Below are 20966 nucleotides of genomic sequence, written 5' to 3' on the forward strand. Positions count from 1 at the left end.
TTCCCGCCGGGACGGCAGCCAATTCTTCAGGGAGTCGACGAGCATGACCACGGATCAGTGGAAGGGCTACATCAACGGAATCCTCTACGGGGTCCAGTTCGACAGGACGCTCGACGACGCGGTGGTGACCCGGGTCGCCGCCGGCGTGGCCGCCGGGCTCTACCCGGGCGACCGGGCCGAGACGCTTGACGCGCTGGATCAGGCGCTGCGCTCCGAGATCCCGCTCAACGACGAGATCGAAACCCCGCACAGCGAGGAGAGCATCCGCACGTTCCTCCGCAACCTGTCCACCGCCCTCCAGGCGGGCGCCTCCGCACCTCGGCTGCGCTGATCAGGAGAGCTGTGCCGGGGACGGGCGCTCCGCTGACCCAGTCGCGTCAGTCACGTGACGACGGCGGCGGTTGTTGTACCAGCCGGCGAAGAGGGCTGTTGCGAGCAGCAGCTCCGCCAGGTCGCCTCCGTAGTACATGAGCTGGGCGGCGGAGCGGAACGCCTCCGGATCCGGGTTGTCGAGGCCGGGTGGGAGGGTGCCGGCCTGTGCGTACAGGTACTTGGCCAGCACGGCGTGTCCGGCCGCCGCGCCCAGCAGCGCGCCGACCCGGACCGCCAGCCCCGGGCGGCGCGGCGCCGGATCCGGCCCGGCGAGTGACCAGGCGAAGAGATAACCGGCGGCCAGGTAGTGCAGGTGCAGGGCGTGGTGCAGGACGGGCTGGCGCTCGGCCGCCGCGTACAGCGGGGTGAGCAGCACCAGCGCCAGCCCACCAGTGCTGAGCAGTCCGGCGGTGACCGGGTGTGCGAGCAGGTGCAGCGGGCGGGCGCGCAGCAACCGGCCCACCGCCCGGCGGACCGGCGGCGGCGCGACCCGCAGCAGCAGGGTGATCGGAGCACCGAGCACCAGCCCGAGCGGGGCCAGCATGCCGAGCAGCAGATGCTGCGCCAGGTGCCCGCGCGGGTCGCCGGAGAGTTGGGCAAGCGGCCCGACGGCGACCGCCAGCCCCGCGCAGCCGGCCAGCCAGGCGACGGTCCGCCGGTGCCGCCAACCCCGGGGGTCGCGCCCGGCGGCCAGCAGGTAGCCGCCGGCCAGCAGGGCGACCGGAAACAGTGGAAGCCAGGACGGCTCACCCGCCGGGTGACCGCCGTGCGCGAACGGCGCAACGGGCAGGAGCAGAGTCATCGGCGGCCGTCGCGCGACCGGGCCCGCCAGATCAGCAGGGCACCCGCCAGCAGCAGTGCCGCGCCGGCCAGGTTCCACACCACGTCGTACGGCACGAGGTGCACCCCGTAACGGATCTGGTGCAGCCGCAGGACCTTGTGGTCGACAAGCCCGTCGAAGAGCTGGAACCCGCCGGCGCCGAGCAGGAAGCCACCCCAGACGAGCCGGGTCGACAGGGCGTGCCGCCGGCGCAGGTCGGCGTACCAGAAGAACCCACCGACCAGGGCGATCACCTCGGCCGCGTGCAGCAGCCCGTCCGAGAGCAGCGCCACCGACGGGGTCGACCGGTCGTAGAAGTGGTGCCAGGCCAGCAACTGGTGGAAGACGATCTCGTCCACCGCGGCCATGATCGCGATGCCGATCAGGGCGCCGGCGAGGATGGCGGGCCGGACGTGGACGGTGCGGCCTCTCGGCAGGCTGGAATCGGCCACCACACACCTCGCATCCGCGTCGGGTCAGCCCCAAACTACCCCGAACTGGGCGCGGCACTCCTCGTCAACCATCGTCGCCGGCCTCCCCCGTTTCGTGACTCCGACCCGACCGACGGCATGATCATGGAGCCTGGAGGGGCAGTGGAAACCGAGAAGGAGGTGCCTGTGCCGGACGCGGACGAACTCGTCGCCAACGCACTCGCGGCGGTGCGCGGCGCCGACGTACGGCAGGCCGAACGGCAGCTGGACCACCTGATCGTCGGCACCGGCGCGGCGGACGGCACCACGGCGGTGGACGCGGCGGTGCTGGGCCGCCTGGTCCGGGGCCTGACGCGGCTCTGGCCGCGCGGCTGGCAGCCCGCCGACCTGGACCGGATCACCGCGCGGCGACTCGACGCCCGCGCCGCGCGCCTGGTCCGCGCCGCGATGGCCGTGCAGCGGCGCGAGCAGCCGGATCCGGTCCCGGCCTGGTTCGACGAGCAGCTACGCGACTTGACCACCGAGGGGCGGGCGAACGCCGCGGACGTGCTGGCCGGCTGGTCCGCCCGGGAGGGGCTGGACCGGGTCGACGCGCTGCGCACAGCCGTGGACGTCATCGCGCTTGTGGAGAGCCTGCCGCCGATCGCGGTACTGCGCCCGCCACCCGGGTCGAACGGCGCGGCGACCGCCCGCTCGGCCGGTCCGGCGCGCAGCGGGTCGCCGATGCTGGATCGGGTCCGGGCGCTACTGGCCAAGGCCGAGTCGACGACCTTCCCGGCCGAGGCGGAGGCGCTGACCGGGAAGGCGCAGGAGCTGATCGCCCGGCACAGCATCGACGAGGCGCTGCTGGCCGCCGGGTCGGCGCGCGGCGACGTGCCCGGCGGGGTCCGCCTGAGCACCGACACCCCGTACGCGGGTGCCAAGGCCCTGCTGGTGCAGGAGGTGGCGGCGGCGAACAGGTGTGAGGCGGTCTGGTCCGACGATCTCGGCTTCGCCACAGTGCTGGGCTGGCCGGCCGACCTGGTGGCGGTGGAGTTGCTCTACACCTCGCTGCTGGTGCAGGCCACCGCCGCCATGCTGCGCGGGCGGGCCGAGCGCCGGCCCGGATCGGGACGACGGACGAAGGTCTGGGACGAGTCGTTCCTCAACGCGTTCGCGCTGCGGATCGGCGAGCGGCTGCGCGTGGCCACCGAGGCGGCCACCGACGCGGCGGATCAGGCGACGGCCGACACGGCCGGGGCGGAGCGGCTGCTGCCGGTGCTCGCCGCCCGGGGTGAGGCGGTCCGGGAGCGGCTGGACACCCTCTTCCCCGGTGTCACCCGGCACCGACTGAGCGTGCGCGACGCCGAGGGTTGGTCGTCGGGCACCTCGGCCGCCGACCGGGCATCGCTCGACGTCGGGGGCGGGCGGAAGCCCCGCCAGGTGCCGGGCCGGCCCGATCGGCGCTGAACCGCCCGGCGTGGGATCACCACCAGCGAAGATATCTGCGATTTTCTTCGGTACGCCGTAGGGAACGGGTTGTCGGCTCCGACCCTGCGATGAGTCGCGCCCCGACCGGGGCGCGTGCAGAGCCTGAGGAGCGTCGCCGTGAAGTACATGCTGCTGATCTGGAACCGGCCCGGCTTCACCGAGGAGCTGTCCGAGCAGGACCGCACCGCCCTGTTCGGTGAGGTCGACGAGATCATGAAGGAGTTGACCGAGACCGGCGAGCTGATCGGCGGCCAGGCGCTGGCCAACCCGGCGCAGACGTTGACGGTCCGGGCAGTCGACGGCCGGGCCGAGGTCATCGACGGGCCGTTCATGGAGAGCAAGGAGCAGTTCGCCGGCTACCTGGCGGTCGACTGCGACGGCCCGCAGCGGGCCGCCGAGATCGCCGCCCGCTGGCCGGACGTGCGCTTCGGCGGTGCCATGGAGGTCCGCCCGATCATGGACGAGGCCGGAGCGGAGATGTGACAGACGACCGGACGGTCGAGGACCTGCTGCGCACTGTCGCGCCGCAGGTCCTCGGCCTGCTGGTCCGCCGGTACGGTCAGTTCGACAGGTGCGAGGACGCGGTGCAGGAGGCGCTGCTCGCCGCCGCCACCCAGTGGCCCGCGCAAGGCGTACCGGACAGTCCGCGCGCCTGGCTGCTCACCGTGGCCACCCGCCGGCTCACCGACGAGTGGCGCAGCGAGCACGCCCGCCGGGACCGCGAGCTGGCGGTGACGCTGCGCGAGCCGGCGTCCGCCGGGGTGGCTCCGGCGGCCGACGCGGAGCCCGCCGTGCCGGACGCCGACGACACCCTCACCCTGCTGTTCCTCTGCTGCCATCCGGCGCTTACCGGGTCGGCGCAGGTGGCGCTCACCCTGCGCGCGGTCGGCGGTCTCAGCACCGCCCAGATCGCCCGGGCACACCTGCTGCCGGAGGCGACGATGAGTCAACGGATCCGCCGCGCCAAGCAGCGGATCGAGGCCGCCGGCGCCCGGTTCACAATGCCCGGCCCCGCCGAACGGGACGAGCGGCTGCGCACCGTGCTCCGGGTGCTCTACCTGATCTTCAATGAGGGCTACACCGCGTCCAGTGGCCCGGATCTACACCGGGCCGAACTGACCGGCGAGGCGATCCGGCTGGCGCGCATCCTGCACGGGCTGCTGCCCGACGACGGCGAGGTGACCGGTCTGCTGGCGTTGATGCTGCTCACCGACGCGCACCGGGCGGCGCGGCTCGGCCCGGACGGGGAGTTGGTGCCGCTCGCCGAGCAGGACCGCAGCCGGTGGGACGCGACAGCCACCGCCGAGGGGATCACGCTGATCACCGACGCGTTGACCTGGTCGCCGCCCGGCCCGTACCAACTCCAGGCGGCGATCGCCGCGGTGCACGCCGAGGCGCCGACGGCGGCGCAGACGGACTGGCGACAGATCGTCGCGCTCTACCGGCTGCTGGCCCGGATCGCGCCGAACCCGATGGTCACCCTGAACCAAGCGGTGGCGGTGGCCATGGTGGACGGCGCGCGGGCCGGACTCGCCCTGCTCGCCCCGCTGGACGCCGACGAACGCACCGCCGGGCACCACCGGCTCGCCGCCGTCCGGGCGCACCTGCTGGAGCTGGCCGGGGAGACCGGCGCGGCGCGGGAGGCGTACCTCAGCGCGGCCCGGGGCACCACGAGTCGGCCCGAGCAGCGCTACCTGGAGCGCCGGGCCGCCCGTCTGGGCGGCGTCCGACCACCGCCGGCCGGCGGGCCGAGCTGACCCCGGACGGCCGGCGGCGCGCTGTCACGCGTCGGGGTCGACGGCCGGACAGGTGACGCCTCGGGCCGGCACCACCTTGTCGATCAGGTAGGAGTCGACCGCTCGGCCCACACACTGGACGCTTGTGGTGTAGCTGCCGTGCCCCCAGCCCTGGTAGGTGAGCAGCACGCCGTGCTGACCCAGCTGACGGGCCACGTTGCGGGACCAGTCGTATCCGCTGGCCGGGTCGTGCACCGTGGCGGCGACAAGCAGCGGCACGTCGGTGTGGACCCGCAACCGGTGCTGCGGATTGGCCACCGGGGTGGGGGTGCCCAGGCAGGTGACGAGAGCGAACAGGGCCGGTGGGTACCGCAGGTCCGGTGCGAGTCGGGCCGTCCGGCGCAGGTGTGCGGCGTACTCCCGGTAGTCCCGGACGGGCAGGCTCCAATCCTGACAGAAGACCGCGAAGGGGTACGCCGCGACGGCGTCGCCGGCCGCCCTGGTGTCGGCCGGGAGCGCGGCGGGCGACGCGGCGCCCGCGTCCATCGTGGCGAGCCAGCCGGCCAGCCCCGGCCAGCGCACGGTGTCGTAGAACTCCTTGTGGGTGAGCCGGACCAGCTCGAACGGGGTCAGCACGACCCCTGGCCGTTTCGGGTCGGTAAGCGTGCCTGCCTCGGCCCGGGCGCGCAGCCCGGCCCAGATCGTCCGGAGGTCCCGCCCGTGTAGGGCGCACGCGCTGGACCTGTCACACCAGGCGACGAACTCGTCGAACGCGCCCTCGGCGGTGCGGGCCTGACTGTCGAGGAAGGCGCGGGTGCCGACGCTGTGGTCCATCGTCGCCTCCAGCACCATGGCTCGGACCCGGTCGGGGTACAGCTCGGCGTACCGCTGCCCGAGCAGGGTGCCGTACGAGCTGCCGTGGAAGGTCAACTGCCGCTCGCCGAGCGCGGCGCGGACCGCGTCGAGGTCACGGGCGGCACTTGTCGTGTCCACGTGGTCGTAGAGCGGCCCGGTGCGGGCCCGACAGTCGGCGCGCAGCAGCGCGTTGCCGGCCAGCGTGGCGTCGAACTGGGCCTGGTCGGCGATCAGTTGCGGTTGCCGGGCGAGTAGTTCCCGGGCGCAGACCACCGGGTGGCTGCCGCCGGTGCCGCGCGGGTCGAAGCTGACGATGTCGAAGCGGCGGCGCAGGTCGGCGCTGAACCGGGAGCTGCCGTTGACCACCCGGTCGACCCCGCTGTCACCGGGGCCGCCGGGGCCGAAGACAAGCGCACCCTCGCGGGTGGCCGGCTTGGCGGCCCGGCGGGCCAGCGCCAGGTCGAAGTGCTCCCCGCGGGGTCGGTTCCAGTCGACAGGCAGCGACAGGGTGCCGCACTCGGCGGAGGTGTCCGTGGCGCAGGGGTGCCAGTCGATCGTCGGGTGGGCGGCGGCCGGGGTCGCCGGGGTCAGCCCGGCGGCGGTGAGGGCCAGGGCGACCGTCCAGCCGACTGCTGATTTGCGTACACGCAGCATGAGGTGCTGTCCTCTCCTGGAGGGAGCGTTACCGGTGAAACTCGCCCGCTGGGCGAGGTGATGCTGCTTCCGCCCGGGTCGTCGAGTAGCCGCTCGACGGCCCGGGACCTTCGGCCGTGGTCAGTCGACCTCGAGCAGGACGCGTTCGAGTTTGGTCATCCGGGTCTCCATCCCGCCCAGCCGACCGTCCATGGCCGCGAGCAGTCGGGCGTTCTCCGCCTGCGCCTGGGCGGCCGTCTCGGCGAGCTGGCGGTAGTCGTCCGCCCGGGACGCCTCGTACCGGGCCCGCCGGGTCTTGGCGAGCTGCACGACGGTCACCGTGAACACGCTGATCAGCAGGGCGAAGATGCCGATCGCGCCGACCACCTCGGTCCAGTCGTGGTCGCTCATCGGTTCGCTCCCGGCTGGTCGGCCGAGTCGGGCACGGTCAGCGTCTCGGCCGCCGCCGCGATGATCTCGGGGGTGAGGGTGAGCACGAACGGCTGCACCTCGTAGTAGTTCATTGCCTTCCCGTCCTCCGACAACTCCAGGCTGGCGGTGACCAGCCCGGCCGCCGCCAGCTTCCGTAGGTGGACCTGCAACAGCGCCCGGCTGATGCCCAGTTGTCGGGCCAGCCCGCTGACGTAGGCACGCTCGCGGGCCAGCGCGGCGACGATCCGCAGCCGGTGCGGGTTGGCCAACGCGGCCAGCGCCCGGACCAGATCGTCGCCGGTCGGCGACGAAGCGCTGCTGCTCACAACAAGCCCTCGCACATGCAAAAGGAAGCTAGCAGGTGTGCCGGCGCGGCGGTGCGGGCCGAGAACGGAATCAGGGGGATCTCAGGGTCGCGAGTCGGGGCCGGACACACAGACACGCCGGGCCGGTGAATGATCACCGACCCGGCGTGCGGGTTACGTCGTACGTCAGCTCTTGAAGGCGTCCTTGATCTTCTCGCCCGCCTGCTTGAGCTTGGCCGTGGACTGGTCAGCACGACCCTCGGCCTCGAGCTGCTCGTTGTCGGTGGCCCGACCGGCGCCTTCCTTCAGCTTGCCGGCCGCGTCCTCGCTGGCGTTGTTGATCTTGTCGTCGAATCCCATTGCCAACCTCCATTGCAAGCGTCGCTACGCCCCAAGCAGTACCCCCGCCGGCACCGGTCCAACCATCACGGCCGTCACAGTCAGCGATCGGCCGACCGGAACCGGCGCAGTCGCAGACTGTTGGCCACCACGAAGACCGAGGAGAACGCCATGGTGGCACCGGCGATCATCGGGTTGAGCAGCCCGGCGGCGGCCAGCGGCAGGGCCGCCACGTTGTAGCCGAACGCCCAGAACAGGTTGCCCCGGATGATGCCGAGCGTGCGTCGGGACAACCGGATGGCGTCCACCGCGGCGTCCAGATCACCCCGGACCAGGGTGAGGTCGGACGCCTCGATCGCCACGTCGGTGCCGGTGCCCATGGCCAACCCCAGGTCGGCCTGGGCCAGCGCCGGGGCGTCGTTGACCCCGTCACCGACCATCGCCACCGACCGCCCCTGCGCCTGGAGCCGCTTGACCACGTCGACCTTGCCGGCCGGCAGCACCTCGGCGATCACCTCGTCGATGCCCACCTCGGCGGCGATCGCGCCGGCCACCGTGGCGTTGTCCCCGGTCAGCAGGACCGGGGTGAGCCCCAGCGCCCGCAGCCGGGCCACCGCCGCCCGGCTGGTCGGCCGGACCACGTCGGCGACCGCGAGCACCCCCCGGGCCCGCCCGTCCCAGGCCGCGACGATCGCCGTACGGCCGGCGGCTGCCGCGTCGCGGACAGCCTCCTCGACCTCGGGCGGTACGTCGAACTCCCGTTCCCGCAGCAGCCGGACCCGACCGACAAGCACTACCCTTCCGTCGACAGTGCCGGTCACGCCCAGCCCTTCGAGGTTGCCGAAACCGGTCACCGGGGGCAGCGACCCCGCCTCGGCGGCACCCGCCGCGACCGCCCGGGCGATCGGATGCTCGGAGGCGGCCTCCACCGCACCGGCGAGCCGCAGCAGCTCGCCACGATCGGTGCCGCTTGTTGGCAGCACATCCACCAGGGTCATCCGTCCGGTCGTCACGGTGCCGGTCTTGTCCAACACGACGGTGTCCACCCGGCGGGTCGACTCCAGCACCTCCGGCCCCTTGATCAGCACACCGAGTTGCGCGCCCCGGCCGGTGCCGACCAGCAGCGCGGTCGGGGTGGCCAGGCCGAGCGCGCAGGGGCAGGCGATGATCAGCACGGCGACGGCGGCGGTGAACGCGGCGGTCGGGCCGGCCCCGGTGCCGAGCCACCAGCCGAGCGTGCCGACGGCGAGCGTGATCACGATCGGCACGAAGACCCCGGAGATCCGGTCCGCGAGCCGCTGCACTGCGGCCTTACCGCTCTGCGCCTGCTCGACCAGGTCCGCCATCCGGGCGAGTTGGGTATCTGCGCCGACCCGGGTGGCGCTGACGATCAGGCGGCCACCCGCGTTGATGGTGGCGCCGACCACACCGTCGCCGGGACCGACCTCGACCGGCACCGACTCACCGGTGAGCATGCTGGCGTCCACGGCGGAGGTGCCCTCGTCGACCACCCCGTCGGTGGCGATCTTCTCCCCGGGACGCACCACGAACCGGTCACCGACGGCGAGCTGCTCCACCGGGATCAGGGTCTCCACCCCGCCGCGCAGCACCGCCACCTCCTTGGCGCCGAGCTCGAGCAGGGCACGCAGGGCCGCACCCGCGGTTTGCTTGGAGCGGGCCTCGAAGTAGCGGCCGGCCAGGATGAACACCGTCACCCCGGCGGCGGCCTCCAGGTAGATGTTGCCGGCACCGTCGGTGCGGGTGATGTCGAAGCGGAACGGGTGCGTCATGCCGGGCATGCCGGCGTCACCGAGGAAGAGCGCCCAGAGCGACCAGCCGAACGCGGCGAGGGTGCCGAGCGAGACAAGAGTGTCCATCGTCGCCGCGCCGTGCCGCAGGTTGGTCCAGGCGGCCCGGTGGAACGGCAGCCCACCCCAGACCACCACCGGGGCGGCCAGGGTCAGCGACAGCCACTGCCAGTAGTCGAACTGCCAGGCCGGCACCATGGCCAGCAGGACCACCGGCACGCTGAGCAGCACCGAGACCCAGAGCCGGGTACGCGGACCCTTCAGCGAGTCCACCGGCTCCTCGGTGGCGGTGGGCGGCGACGGCAGCGCCGCCGAGTACCCGGTCTTGCGCACGGTCTCGATCAGGTCGTCGGGTGTGACCCCGTCGTCGTACCGGACGGTGGCCTTCTCGGTCGCGTAGTTGACCGCGGCACTCACCCCGTCCATCCGGTTGAGCTTCTTCTCGATCCGGGCGGCGCAGGCGGCGCAGGTCATCCCGCCGATCGCCAACTCGATCCGGTTGGGTGCCTCGGGCAGCGGTCTACTGGTGGTGGTCATGGTCTGGTCCCGTCAGTTGTGCCCGTGCCCGGGGGTGCCGTGGTCGGCGCCGCCGCTCGGCGCGGGTCCGCTCGGGTCGTTCCCGGCCGGCGGGGTGCCGGCGACGACTGTGAACTCGGCGGTGTGCACGGTTCCGCCGTGCTGGAAGTCGAGGTAGAGCCGGTAGCTGCCGGCCGAGGGCACCTCGGCGAGGAAGCCGACCGTCGGACCGGGCCGGGTCCGGCCGTCGCCCGGCGTCCCGTCCGGATGCACGTGCAGGTACGCGAGGTCGCCCCGACGCAGTGCCACCAGGTGCCCGTACGCGCCCAGGTAGGGCTCCAGGTCGGTGACCGGCTGCCCGTCCCGGCTGACGGTGAAGGTGAGCGGGGCGGTGCGACCGGGCTGCGGCGAACCGGTGAGGGTGACCGTGTAGCCGTCGACGGTGGTGCTTGTCGCCGGTGCGGGCAGCGGTCGTTCGGTCAGCTCGCCGGGGACTGTCACGTCCACGCCGAGCGTCAGCGGCTCACCCCCGGTCGGGGTGAAGTCGGCGAACGCCCGCCACTGCCCGGGGCCGGTCAGCGGGGTGTCGACCCGCCAGGTGCCGTCCGGGGCCAGGTCGGGGTGCACGTGGCGGAAACCGGAGAGGTCCCGGCGGGCGACGATCAGGTGCATCGTCTTGTCGTGTGCCACCTCGTACCCGGTGACCGGGCGGCCGTCCGGGCCGGCGATCCGGAAGGCGAACTCGCCGACCGGGGCGTCGACCGGTTCGAGGGTGTAGCCGCTCTGGGAGACGAGCAGGCCGCCGGGGAACCGGTCGGCCGTTTCGGCGTGCTCGTCCGCCGCCGGGCTGGCCTCGCCGTCGTGCCGGCCCTCGACCACAGTGCTGCGATCGGCCACCCGGCCGACCCCGTACGTCGCGCCGAAGACCGCCGCCAGGCCGACGGCGAACCCGGCCAGTTTCGTCACGGTGCGCATGCCGGCCCGCCGATCACGCGTCGACGAGGTCGTAACCGGCCTCGTCGACGGCGGCCCGGACAACCGCGGTGTCCAGGGGCTCATCGCTGCTGACGGTGACCCGGCCGGCGGCGAGGTCGACCTGGACGTCACGTACGCCGGCGATGGCGCCGACCTCGGCGCTCACCGCGCTGACGCAGTGCCCACAGGTCATGCCCTGCACCTGGTACGTCGTGTTGACCATCGGATCGTCTCCTTCGCGGTACCGGTACCCGGTGGGGGTATCTCTACGAGATAGGACCGTACCATACCCCCTGGGGGTACGCTATCCTTGCCGACATGACCGCACCCACCCCGATCCGCGGATACACCGCCAGCAAGGACCAGCTGCTCGCGCGGCTCCGCCGCGTCGAGGGGCAGGTCCGGGGCATCGAGAAGATGGTCGACGACGACCGCTACTGCATCGACGTGCTCACCCAGATCTCCGCCATCCAGGCCGCCCTCGACAAGGTGGCCCTCGGGCTGCTCGACGGGCACGCCCGGCACTGCATGCACGAGGGCGCCGCCGAAGGCCGGGCCGACGAGATGGCCAACGAGATGATGGCGGCGGTCGGCCGGCTGATGAAGCGCGGCTGACCGCCCTCAGTCCGGGGCGGGCCCGAGCCGGACCCGGCGCAGCAACTGCGCGTTGAGCGCCACCACGATCGTGGACGCGGACATCAGCACCGCGGCCGCCGCCGGGCTCAACGCCACACCGGCCCCGGACAGCACCCCGGCGGCCAGCGGCAACGCCACCACGTTGTAGCCGGCCGCCCAGGCCAGGTTCTGCCGCATCTTCCGGTACGACGCCCGGGACAGCCGGACCACCGCGCCCACCCCGCGCGGGTCCGAGGACGCCAGCACCACCCCGGCGGACTCGATCGCCACATCGGTGCCCGCCCCGATCGCGATGCCCACGTCCGCCCGGGCCAGCGCCGGCGCGTCGTTCACCCCGTCGCCGACCATCGCCACCACCAGCCCCCGCCGCTGAAGCTCGGCCACCCGATCGTCCTTCTCGGCCGGCAACACCTCGGCGAAGACCTCGTCGACGCCGGGCCGGAAGCCGAGGTCGGCGGCGACCGCCTCGGCCACCGGCCGGGCGTCACCAGTGATCATGGCGATGGTCCGGATCCCCTCGGCACGCAGCTCGTCGACCGCGCGCCGGGCCTCCGGACGTACCTCGTCGGTAAGCGCGAACGCACCGAGCACCGCCGCCGGCAGCCGCACCAGGTGCAGCACCGCGGCACCCCGCGCCGACCACCGCCCGGTCGCCGCCGCCACGTCGGCGGGGAGCACGAGACCCAGCTCCCGCAGCAGAGCCGGCCCGCCCACCGCGTACTCCGTGCCGTCGACTGTCGCCTGCACACCGCGGCCCGGCAGGGACCGGAACCCGACGGCCCGGGCCGCGCCACCGGGCTCGGCCGCCGCCACGATCGCCCGGGCCAACGGATGTTCGCTGTCCGACTCGACGGCCGCCGCGATCCGCAGCACCTCGTCCCGTCCGACGCCCGCCGCCGTCACCAGGTCGGTCACCCCGTGCTCACCCCGGGTCAGCGTGCCGGTCTTGTCGAAGAGCACCGCGCCGACGGTGCGCATCCGTTCCAACGCCAACCGGTCCTTCACCAGGATCCCGGACCGCGCGGCGAGGCCGGTGGAGAGCGCGACGACAAGCGGGATGGCGAGACCAAGCGCGTGCGGACAGGCGATCACCAGGACGGTGACCGCACGGACCACCGCCTGGTCCGGCTGACCGAGCGCGGTCCAGACCAGCACGGTCAGCACGGCGGTGCCGGTTGCCAGGTAGAACAGCGCGGCGGCGAACCGGTCGGCAAGCAGTTGGGCCCGCCCGCCGGAGCCCTGGGCCTGCGCGACCATCCGCTGGATGCCGGCGAGGGCGGTCTGCTCACCCACCGCCTCCACCCGGACCCGGATCGCCGAGTCGGTGGCGACGGTGCCGGCCACCACCCGGTCACCTGTCGACCGCGCGACCGGTCGCGACTCGCCAGTGATCATCGACTCGTCCAGTTCGGCGCCACCGCCGACGACCCGGCCGTCCGCCGGCACCCGACCCCCCGGCCGGACCAGCACCACGTCGTCGAGCCGCAGCACGGTCACCGGCACCACCTCGATCCGGCCGTCCGCCGCCACCCGTTCCGCCTCGTCCGGCAGCAGCGCGGCCAGCGCCGCCAGCGCCCCCCGGGCCTGCCCGATGGCCTTCATCTCCTGCCAGTGCCCGAGCAGCATGATGGTGACCAGCGCTGCCAACTCCCACCAGAAGTCCAGGTCGAAGGCACCCAGGCTGGTGGCCAGGGACGCGGTGTAGGCGACGGTGATCGCCATCGCGACGAGCAGCATCATCCCGGGCGCCCGGTCGCGCACCTCCCGGATCGCACCGACCAGGAACGGCCAACCGCCCCACCAGAACACCACCGAGCCGAGCACCGGCCCCACCCAGGAGCCAGCGCCTCCGGCCAGGCCCAGCCGATCCGACACGAGGTGACTCGTCAGCACCACCGGGACGGTGAGCACCAGGCAGACCCAGAACCGGCGGCGGAACATGGCAGGATCGTGCCCGGCGTGCTTGTCGTGTCCGGCGTGCTTTTCGTGCGGCACGGGTGCAGCGCGCTGTGGGTGCTCGGGTGGGGTCGGAGCGGACATGCTTCCAACATGCCGGCCCGACGGCCACCACGCGGGCGGTTCGGCCGCTCGACGCTCCGGCGCGCCCGGCAACCTCCCGGTGGGCTGACTAGCATCTCCCATGATCGCCCTGCGCATGCCGCCGCACATCCGGACGCCGCGACGGCGTGGTGACGCGGCCGACCGGCCGCGCACTGACCGTCAGTGATCAGGCGGTCGGCAGGCAGCGAACCGCACCGCCGTCCGGCGCGTTCGCGTCGAAACGGTGAACCGCGCGGCCCGCTGACACGTATCCCGCACCGGATCGTTGGGAGTCTCGACTTGGGTTCCGACCACGCCCGTCCCGCGCCGTCCGCCCCGCCCCGGGTGCGACGGATCCTCGTCGTGACGGTGGTGCCCCTCTTCGTCGCCACAGTGCTCGCCGCGGCACTGCTCTGGCCGCGCGGAGGAGCGACGCAGACCGACGGAGGAGCGGACGTGCCGCGCTACGCCGGCACGGTGACCCGCGTGGTGACCGAGCCGTGCCCGCCGCTGCCGTCGAGCCCCGAGGACACACCCAGGACCGGCGCCGGGCCGTGCGGCACTGTCGACGTCCGGGTGGACGACGGCCCCGCCGCCGGCCAGCAGGTGCGGACACCGGTGCCCGACGGTCCGGGCGCACCACGGGTGGACGTCGGCGACGAGGTCATCCTGGTCCAGTTGACCGACCCTACCGATCCCGCCACCAGCAACTGGAACATCGCCGAGCACCAGCGCGGCACTCCCCTCGTGTGGCTGGCGGTGGTCTTCGCTGCCGCGATCGTCGCGTTCGGCCGGTGGCGGGGGCTGGCCGCGCTCGGCGGGTTGGCGGCCAGCTTCGCCATCCTGCTCACCTTCGTACTGCCGGGCATCGGTGCCGGCAGATCACCGCTGCTGGTGGCGGTGGTCGGCGCCGCCCTGATCATGTTCGTGGTGCTCTATCTGACCCACGGCGTCACCGCGCAGACCTCGGTCGCGGTGCTCGGCACCCTGGGCAGCCTGGTACTGACCGGCGCGCTCGCCACCATCGCCACCGCGGCGACCCACCTCACCGGCTTCGGCAGTGAGGAGGCGACGACACTGTCGATGTTCCAGGGTGACGTGGACCTGCACGGCCTGCTGCTCGCCGGGATCATCATCGGTTCGCTCGGGGTGCTCGACGACGTGACGGTCACCCAGGCCGCCACCGTCACCGAGTTGGCGAACGCCAATCCCGGGCTGACCCGGATACAGCTGTACCGGGCGGCGACCCGCGTCGGCCGCGCGCACATCGCCTCCACCGTCAACACCATCGTGTTGGCGTACGCGGGCGCGTCGCTGCCCCTCCTGCTCCTGCTCACCGCCGACTCGCGGCCGATCGGGCAGATTCTCACGAGCGAGTTCCTCGCGCAGGAAATCGTCCGCAGCGCGGTCGCCACACTCGGGCTGATCGCCGCCGTGCCACTGACCACCGGGCTGGCCGCGATCGTGACCACGGCCGGACGTGTCGACGCCACGCCGCCGGGCGACGCCCCCGGGCCGCGCCCCCAACCGGACCCGGCGGAGGCACTTGCCGCCCTCAACGCGCCGCGGACGGCGCGATCCGACGAGCCGGACGAGACGCGGACCCGGCCCGCATCCACCGCCACCGACGGGTGGCCGGAGTCGAACAGGAGCACGGATACGGCATGGTGACACTCCTCAGCGTGACCAGATCGGGTCTCCCCCCTGAGAACCGCGTCACTGGTTACCAAACGCTATGGCGAAATGACACTTTTGGTCGGCATCCAGGCGTAGCTCACCGAGTCGACTCTCGGGTAACCTCGCTGCCGGTTACCGATGAAGGCGCGAAGCGGCGCCTGCGGTGCCACCGCCCAATCGCCAACCGGCGAGCCGGGGACCCAGGTGTGTGGGGTGAATCCGCGTCAGCGGTAGGGGCCACTTCCGCCCCGAACCCGTCAGCTAACCCGGTCGGCGGTCGAGGGAAGGGAACATTGTGACGGCACCCCTACGCCGCTGGTTGACACCCGTGGTGGCCGTGATCGCCGCACTGACCGTGCTCGCCGGGCCTCTCCCGGCCCACGCCGCTCCGACGACCCCCACACCATCCGGGCACGAGGAGGACGACGAGCCCAAGCTCATCACCGACCTCATCGAGCAGGTCAACCGCGACTACTCCGCCGCCAAGTCCAAGCTGGACAAATCCAAGAAGCGGCAGTTGGAGTTGGCGCTGGAGGTGGACCGGGCCAAGGCCGACCTGGACGCACTGACACCACAGGTCGGGCAGATCGCCGCCCAGTCGTACCGGACCGGTCGGATCGGCGCGCTCGCGATGCTGCTGGAGAGCGACGCCCCGGACACGTTCGTCCAGCGCGCCGCGATGCTCGACGAGATCAACATGGTGAACGAGAACAAGCTCGCCGAGGTCAACGCGGCGAAGTCCCGCGCCGAGCAGGCCAAACTGCTCCTCGACACCGAGGTCCGGGAGCAGCAGAAGCAGACCGCCGTGATGGCCAAGCGCAAGAGCGAGGCCGACAAGGCGCTCGCCCTGGTCGGCGGCAAGGGCTTCACCGGCGGCCTGGTCGACGCCACCTCGAAGGTCGCCAAGATCGGCCCGGGTCGCACCGCCGACGGTGACTGGAAGCCGCAGTCCTGCAGCGAGAAGGACCCGACCACGTCCGGTTGCGTCACGCCGCGGACGCTGCACGCGTACAAGGAAGTCAAGGCCGCCGGATTCAACCGGTTCGTCGGCTGTCACCGCAACGGTGGACCGTACGAGCACCCGAAGGGCCGCGCCTGCGACTGGTCGTTGCAGAAGAGCGGCTTCAGCCCGTGGCACAACAACGACACCCGGATGTACGGCAACAACGTGGCCGCGTTCCTCATCCGCAACGCCGACCGGCTCGGCATCTACTACGTGATCTGGAACCGGCAGATCTGGTTCCCGGCGACCGGCTGGAAGTCCTACAGCGGACCGTCGAACCACACCGACCACGTACACATGTCGATGCTCTGACCCGCGCCACCTGTTGCCGAGGGCCGCTCCGCGTACTGCGGGGCGGCCCTCGGCAGGTCAGGCGGCAGCAGCCGGGTCAGCCGACCCGGCCGGCACGCCGAGCGTCGCGAAGCCGGCCGGCACGGCGGCCACCGGGCGCACCACTCCGGCGGCGAGCCGGTACGACACGCCCACCACAGCGCAGCGCCCCCGCTCCACCTCGGCGGCCAGCACCGGCGACTGCCGGAGCAACGTCTCGACGGTCTGCGCGATGTGGATGTCGACGATGCCGTCGATGTCGTCCACGCCCTCGGCCTCGGCCCGACGCAGACTGGGCAGCACTGCATCTACCACCGCCGGCAGGTGCCCGGCCGGTTGGGTGCCGGTCGCGACGGATTCCCGCGCCGCCTGCACCGCCCCGCACGAGTCGTGGCCGAGCACGACCACCAGGGGGGTGCCCAGGACGGCCACCGCGTACTCCACGCTGCCGAGCACCTCCGGGCCGGTGGTGTGCCCGGCCGTGCGGACCACGAACAGGTCACCCAGCCCTCGGTCAAAGATGATCTCGGCGGCCAGTCGGGAGTCGGAGCAGCCGACGATCACCGCGAACGGGTGCTGCCCGTCGGCCACGGCGGCCCGGTGCCCGGCGTCCTGGTTGGGGTGGCGTGGGGCGCCGCTGACGAAGCGCACGTTTCCGGCGGTCAGCTCGGCGTACGCCCGGACCGGCTCGCTGAGTGCGGGCGCCCGGTCGGCGCTCCGCTGCGGACCCGGCTGCCCGTCGGGAGTTCCAGCACGACTCATCCCCGCACCTCGTCTTCACGCGTCTGGCCTGGTCAGGTGGCTTGTCAGCCGGGCCGGCGGCGGCGCTGGCTCGGGCTCCACCGTCACACGCACCCTAAGATGCGTCAAGGGATGCGTGATTTAGATTTCATAGGTTGACGTCGGTTCGCACCCTGGGTAATCCACCTGACGCACGGGGGGCGAGACTCCCAGGGTCAGGGCGGACGCCCGGAGAGGCGGTCACACGATGGCGAGCACCCCGACGGGCGAGACCGGCGGCGGGCGGAACTGGACGTTCCTCACCAACCACGGGCACGTGCTGCTGGCCATCGGCCGCAACCCCACCGCCCGGCTCCGCGAGGTAGCGGCCGAGGTCGGGGTGACCGAACGGGCCGCGCAGGCGATCGTCGCCGACCTGGAAGCCGGCGGTTACCTGCACCGCACCCGGGTCGGACGGCGCAACGAATACACCCTCAACCCGGCCGGCCGGTTCCGACACCCCGCCGAAGCCGACCGCCAGGTCGGCGACCTGCTGGCCCTGTTCGCCGACGAGCCCGACACCGAGGTCGGTCCCGAGACGTGACCCCCGTCGCCGGGCCGCTACCGGACCGGGCGCAGCGGTAATCTCTGCGGGTGCGCGAATGCCCGCCGTTGAGCGCGACCAATCCGTTCCACCGCAGCGCCCGTGTCGCTCGCAGTGTCCTCAGTGGAGCCCTGGCGGCCCTGCTCGGCACCGCGCTGATCGCACCCGCACCGGCCCGGGCGGCACCGTCGGCCTGCGGCCCGGCCAGTGCGGAGAGCCTGACAGCGATGCCGTGGGCGCTGCGCCGGCTGGAGCCGTCCGCGGCGTGGCCGCTGTCCCGGGGTGCCGGAGTGACAGTCGCGGTCATCGACTCCGGGGTCTCCGCCGTCCACCCGCTGCTCGCGGGCCAGGTGCTCGAGGGTCGCGACTTCAGCAACCTGGCAGCCAGACAGGGCCAGTGCGATCTGGTCGGGCACGGCACGATGATCGCCGGCATCATCGCCGGCCGGGAGGGCACCGGCGCCCCGTTCAGCGGCGTCGCGCCGGCCGCCCGCATTCTGCCCCTCCGGGTCCTGCCGGACCTCAAGGACACCAGGGACCCCGACCTTCCCCTGCAGATCGCCGCAGCGATCGACTTTGCTGTCGAACAGGGCGCCGACGTGATCAACCTGTCCCTCACGACAGTGCCTGTTCCCGAGCTGACGGCGGCCGTCGACCGTGCGCTGGCCCAGCGGGTGGTGCTGGTCGCCGCCGCCGGCAACCGGAAGGAGGATCAGCAGGACCGTCCGGGCTACCCCGCCGCGCACCCCGGCGTGATCGCGGTCGGCGGAGTCGACGAGCAGGGCGGTCACGTGGGCAGCTCGACAAGCGGCGACTATGTCGACATCGCCGCACCAGGGCTGAACATCATCGGGCCGGCACCTCAGGGGTCCGGCTACCGCGCCGAGCCGGCCGGCGGCACCAGCTTTGCCGCCGCGTACGTCTCGGGAGTGGCCGCGCTGGTCCGGTCCGCCTACCCGGACCTCACCCCGGCACAGGTCGCCGAACGGCTGCAGCGCACGGCGGACAATCCGCCGGAGGGTCACAACAGTGACATCGGCTACGGCGTGGTCAACCCGTACCGGGCGGTGTCGGGCCTGCTGGGCACCCGGGCCAACCCGCCGGCCGCCGCGCTCCCGGCTCCGGTCGCGCCGCAGGACCCACTGGGCTGGCAGCGCACCGCCGCGATCTGGGCCGCGGCGGTCGGCGGGCTGCTGGCCCTGCTGCTGCTTGTCGCCCGGCCGATCGTGGCCCGGGGCCGCCAACGCGGCTGGCGCCCCGGCCGCCGCACCGACGAGCCCGTCACCGGCTGAGCCGACTCGTCGGCGCGCCGCCCACACCGGCACCGGCATCAAGGGGCCGTTTCTCGGTGGGTTGGTCCGGTCGACCGCCATCGGGCCGCTCCCTGAAACCCGGCTGACGGTGTGCGCTCACTGCTGCTGATACGGACCCGGCGGCGGGCCCAGACCTGGCCAGCCGGACGGGCCGGGCACCGGAGCGGTCGGCGAGGGCGGTTGACCCGCCGGTGGATAGCCGGACGGCGGGTACCCGGGCTGGCCCGGCGGGCCGTGCCCAGGGACGGGCGGCGGGCTGTGCCCAGGGACGGGCGGCGGGCTGTAGCCAGCCGCCGGCGGATGGCTGGCGGGCCAGCCGGGTGGCGGCATGCCGGGTGCGCCGGGGTACGGAGCGACCGTCGCCGGCGGGGTACGCCGCTTGCGGCGTCGCAGCACCACCAGCAGCACGACCAGCCCGATGATAGGCACGCCCAGGCAGAGTCCCACCTGGACGATCGCGCCGGCCTTGTTCGAGACGCCGAACTCGATCGCCGGGCCGGCATCGTCGCCGGGTGGGGTGGCGCGGCCGGGACGGGTCGGGCCGGGGGCCTCGCCCTTCAGCAGCGGGTTCGCCGTCACGGCGGGCACCGAGCGGGTCAGGGCGGCGATCGGGTCGACCCGCCCGAAGCCGAACTGGGGGTCCCGGCCGGCCGGCCCGGCGTCGCGGGCAGTTTCGATCAGGCGGTTGATGACGTTGGGCGCATCGAGCTTCGGGTACTCAGCGCGGATCAGCGCCACCACCCCGGAGATGATGGCCGCCGCCGAACTGGTGCCGCTGCCGAGCGAGTAACCGTTCGGCGAGACCACCTTGGGCGCCGGCCGGATAATGCTCTCCATCGGACTCGCGATGACGACCTCCGGGCCCTGCACGGAGCCGGCGAAGAAGCCACCCCGCTTGTCGAACCCGGAGACGGCGATGACGCCGGGGATGTTGGCCGGTGCGATGACCTGTCGGTCGCCCTGCTCGATGTTGCCCGCGGAGGCGACCACCACGGCGTCCTTGCTCAGCGCGTAGTTGATGGCGTCCACCAGTTCCGGCGGGGCCGTCCCCTCGTCGCCGAGCGAGAGGTTGATGACGTCAGCTCCGTTGTCCGCGGCCCACCGGACGCCCAGGAGCACGTCTTGGCTGTCGAAATTGGCGCCCGTGGAGACCGGGAGGATCTTCGCGGCCGGGGCGATGCCCAGCACGTGCATATTGCCACCGCCGCGCCCGGCGATGATGCCGGCCATCGAGGTGCCGTGCCCCTTTTCCTTGTCGTCGTCACGCCGGCCGTCCCTGGCGGCCATCGCGTTGGTGCCGTGCCCGGCGAGCACCTGGCCGCGCAGGTCGGGATGGTTGGCCTCGACCCCACTGTCGACGACTGCGACCACGACACCCGCGCCCTTGGTGATCTTGTGCGCGGCAGGGATTTTCAGATAGTCCAGGTACCACTGATAACCGCGGACCGTGTCCGCGGCCCGGGCTGGCGTCGGCATGACAGTCACGGCCGGGGCCAGCGCGGCGCACAGCGCCAGCGCGGCCGCGCCCACAGCCCGTGCCGATCGGAAGGGCTTCCCCGTACGCATCGATCCCCCGTACCTCGCCGACGCCGACACAATGCGGCTCCGGCCCGGGTGAACCGGACCGGAGCCGCACCGATCAGTGGCTCAGCCCCACACCTTGGAGTTGCTCATCTCGGTGGTGAGGTAGTTTTCCCGAGCGATGCCGACGGCACCGCCGATCTCGTTCAGGATCCGGTTGATGTCCCGGACCGCCGTGTCCCACTTCGCCTGGTGCTGCTCGTAGGCAACCCGGTCCTCGCCGTCCCAGTGGAGCTTGGTCAGCATGGACCGGAGCGTGTCGAGCTTTTCCTCGAGCGTCTTCGAGATGGCCTGCATCTGCTGATTGCTGCTCTCGAGGACCGCGTAGTCAACTTTGATCGTCACGATTTCCTCCTCTGCTGGCTGCGGA

At 72.7% G+C, this 20966-nt stretch carries 22 protein-coding genes and 1 riboswitch; of the genes, 9 read left to right on the top strand and 13 right to left on the bottom strand.

The annotated features are described in order from the left end of the window. Positions 1–43 precede the first annotated feature (43 nt). Positions 44–331 (top strand): hypothetical protein, encoded by a 288-nt coding sequence (locus AB0B85_RS02295; RefSeq protein WP_357402663.1) that lies wholly within the window; start codon positions 44–46, stop codon positions 329–331. Here the strand turns inward: AB0B85_RS02295 and AB0B85_RS02300 are convergent, their stop codons facing one another. Next, positions 332–1174 carry a cytochrome c oxidase assembly protein gene (locus tag AB0B85_RS02300; protein ID WP_357402665.1) on the bottom strand — a complete coding sequence of 281 codons (843 nt, stop codon included), beginning with the start codon at positions 1172–1174 and terminating at the stop codon, positions 332–334. Continuing rightward, positions 1171–1644 (bottom strand): DUF2243 domain-containing protein, encoded by a 474-nt coding sequence (locus AB0B85_RS02305; RefSeq protein ID WP_357402667.1) that lies wholly within the window; start codon positions 1642–1644, stop codon positions 1171–1173. The genes AB0B85_RS02300 and AB0B85_RS02305 overlap by 4 nt, the downstream gene beginning before the upstream one ends. Positions 1645–1785: 141 nt before the next feature. Here AB0B85_RS02305 and AB0B85_RS02310 point away from each other — a divergent pair, with 141 nt between their 5' ends. The 3 genes from AB0B85_RS02310 to AB0B85_RS02320 all read left to right on the top strand — a co-directional run bounded on the left by AB0B85_RS02310 (position 1786) and on the right by AB0B85_RS02320 (position 4850). Further along, positions 1786–3072, top strand: a complete 1287-nt coding sequence (locus tag AB0B85_RS02310) for a DUF2786 domain-containing protein (protein WP_357402668.1) — start codon at positions 1786–1788, stop codon at positions 3070–3072. A gap of 147 nt (positions 3073–3219) precedes the next feature. Continuing rightward, on the top strand, positions 3220–3576 hold the full coding sequence (locus AB0B85_RS02315) for a YciI family protein (protein ID WP_357402852.1): 357 nt from the start codon (positions 3220–3222) through the stop codon (positions 3574–3576). Further along, complete coding sequence (locus AB0B85_RS02320; protein WP_357402670.1) at positions 3573–4850, top strand: DUF6596 domain-containing protein; 1278 nt, start codon at positions 3573–3575, stop codon at positions 4848–4850. The genes AB0B85_RS02315 and AB0B85_RS02320 overlap by 4 nt, the downstream gene beginning before the upstream one ends. Before the next feature lie 24 nt (positions 4851–4874). On the opposite strand, the gene AB0B85_RS02325 is transcribed toward AB0B85_RS02320, so the two are convergent. The 7 genes from AB0B85_RS02325 to AB0B85_RS02355 all read right to left on the bottom strand — a co-directional run bounded on the left by AB0B85_RS02325 (position 4875) and on the right by AB0B85_RS02355 (position 10915). After that, positions 4875–6338, bottom strand: coding sequence for an alpha/beta hydrolase (locus tag AB0B85_RS02325; RefSeq protein WP_357402672.1), 1464 nt, complete (start codon positions 6336–6338; stop codon positions 4875–4877). A 120-nt stretch (positions 6339–6458) separates the two neighbouring features. Further along, on the bottom strand, positions 6459–6728 hold the full coding sequence (locus tag AB0B85_RS02330; RefSeq protein WP_357402674.1) for a hypothetical protein: 270 nt from the start codon (positions 6726–6728) through the stop codon (positions 6459–6461). After that, positions 6725–7075 (bottom strand): helix-turn-helix domain-containing protein, encoded by a 351-nt coding sequence (locus AB0B85_RS02335; protein ID WP_357402676.1) that lies wholly within the window; start codon positions 7073–7075, stop codon positions 6725–6727. Before AB0B85_RS02335 ends, AB0B85_RS02330 begins: the two co-directional genes overlap by 4 nt. A gap of 165 nt (positions 7076–7240) precedes the next feature. Then, positions 7241–7414, bottom strand: coding sequence for a CsbD family protein (locus tag AB0B85_RS02340; protein WP_278137166.1), 174 nt, complete (start codon positions 7412–7414; stop codon positions 7241–7243). Between the two features lie 80 nt (positions 7415–7494). Beyond that, positions 7495–9738, bottom strand: a complete 2244-nt coding sequence (locus tag AB0B85_RS02345) for a heavy metal translocating P-type ATPase (RefSeq protein ID WP_357402678.1) — start codon at positions 9736–9738, stop codon at positions 7495–7497. A 12-nt stretch (positions 9739–9750) separates the two neighbouring features. Further along, on the bottom strand, positions 9751–10692 hold the full coding sequence (locus AB0B85_RS02350) for a hypothetical protein (RefSeq protein ID WP_357402680.1): 942 nt from the start codon (positions 10690–10692) through the stop codon (positions 9751–9753). Positions 10693–10705: 13 nt separating this feature from the next. After that, entirely contained in the window at positions 10706–10915 is a 210-nt protein-coding gene (locus AB0B85_RS02355; RefSeq protein ID WP_357402682.1) for a copper ion binding protein, read from the bottom strand. 95 nt (positions 10916–11010) lie between these two features. Between AB0B85_RS02355 and AB0B85_RS02360 the strand changes: the two genes are divergently transcribed. Further along, positions 11011–11307 carry a metal-sensitive transcriptional regulator gene (locus AB0B85_RS02360; RefSeq protein WP_354971810.1) on the top strand — a complete coding sequence of 99 codons (297 nt, stop codon included), beginning with the start codon at positions 11011–11013 and terminating at the stop codon, positions 11305–11307. A gap of 6 nt (positions 11308–11313) precedes the next feature. On the opposite strand, the gene AB0B85_RS02365 is transcribed toward AB0B85_RS02360, so the two are convergent. Continuing rightward, positions 11314–13269, bottom strand: coding sequence for a copper-translocating P-type ATPase (locus AB0B85_RS02365; RefSeq protein WP_357402684.1), 1956 nt, complete (start codon positions 13267–13269; stop codon positions 11314–11316). A 399-nt stretch (positions 13270–13668) separates the two neighbouring features. Here AB0B85_RS02365 and AB0B85_RS02370 point away from each other — a divergent pair, with 399 nt between their 5' ends. Together AB0B85_RS02370 and AB0B85_RS02375 are read left to right on the top strand one after the other, a co-directional pair. Beyond that, positions 13669–15039, top strand: a complete 1371-nt coding sequence (locus AB0B85_RS02370) for a YibE/F family protein (RefSeq protein WP_357402686.1) — start codon at positions 13669–13671, stop codon at positions 15037–15039. 166 nt (positions 15040–15205) lie between these two features. Beyond that, positions 15206–15336, top strand: a riboswitch (cyclic di-AMP (ydaO/yuaA leader). Positions 15337–15340: 4 nt separating this feature from the next. Beyond that, positions 15341–16360 (top strand): hypothetical protein, encoded by a 1020-nt coding sequence (locus AB0B85_RS02375; RefSeq protein ID WP_357402688.1) that lies wholly within the window; start codon positions 15341–15343, stop codon positions 16358–16360. Between the two features lie 57 nt (positions 16361–16417). Here AB0B85_RS02375 and AB0B85_RS02380 read toward each other — a convergent pair whose 3' ends face one another. Next, positions 16418–17140 (bottom strand): carbonic anhydrase, encoded by a 723-nt coding sequence (locus tag AB0B85_RS02380; RefSeq protein WP_357402690.1) that lies wholly within the window; start codon positions 17138–17140, stop codon positions 16418–16420. A 226-nt stretch (positions 17141–17366) separates the two neighbouring features. Here AB0B85_RS02380 and AB0B85_RS02385 point away from each other — a divergent pair, with 226 nt between their 5' ends. Together AB0B85_RS02385 and mycP are read left to right on the top strand one after the other, a co-directional pair. Further along, positions 17367–17702: a MarR family winged helix-turn-helix transcriptional regulator gene (locus tag AB0B85_RS02385; RefSeq protein WP_357402692.1), complete on the top strand. Its 336-nt coding sequence runs from the start codon at positions 17367–17369 to the stop codon at positions 17700–17702. Positions 17703–17752: 50 nt separating this feature from the next. Beyond that, a complete protein-coding gene (gene mycP / locus AB0B85_RS02390; protein WP_357402694.1) occupies positions 17753–18994 on the top strand; it encodes a type VII secretion-associated serine protease mycosin in 1242 nt (413 codons plus the stop codon). Between the two features lie 117 nt (positions 18995–19111). Here mycP and AB0B85_RS02395 read toward each other — a convergent pair whose 3' ends face one another. Both AB0B85_RS02395 and AB0B85_RS02400 read right to left on the bottom strand, forming a co-directional pair. Beyond that, a complete protein-coding gene (locus AB0B85_RS02395) occupies positions 19112–20581 on the bottom strand; it encodes a S8 family serine peptidase (RefSeq protein ID WP_357402696.1) in 1470 nt (489 codons plus the stop codon). Between the two features lie 81 nt (positions 20582–20662). Next, complete coding sequence (locus tag AB0B85_RS02400; protein WP_357402698.1) at positions 20663–20941, bottom strand: WXG100 family type VII secretion target; 279 nt, start codon at positions 20939–20941, stop codon at positions 20663–20665. Positions 20942–20966 lie beyond the last annotated feature (25 nt).

This window comes from Micromonospora sp. NPDC049044, assembly GCF_040649215.1.
In the GTDB taxonomy this organism is placed as follows: Bacteria; Actinomycetota; Actinomycetes; order Mycobacteriales; family Micromonosporaceae; genus Micromonospora.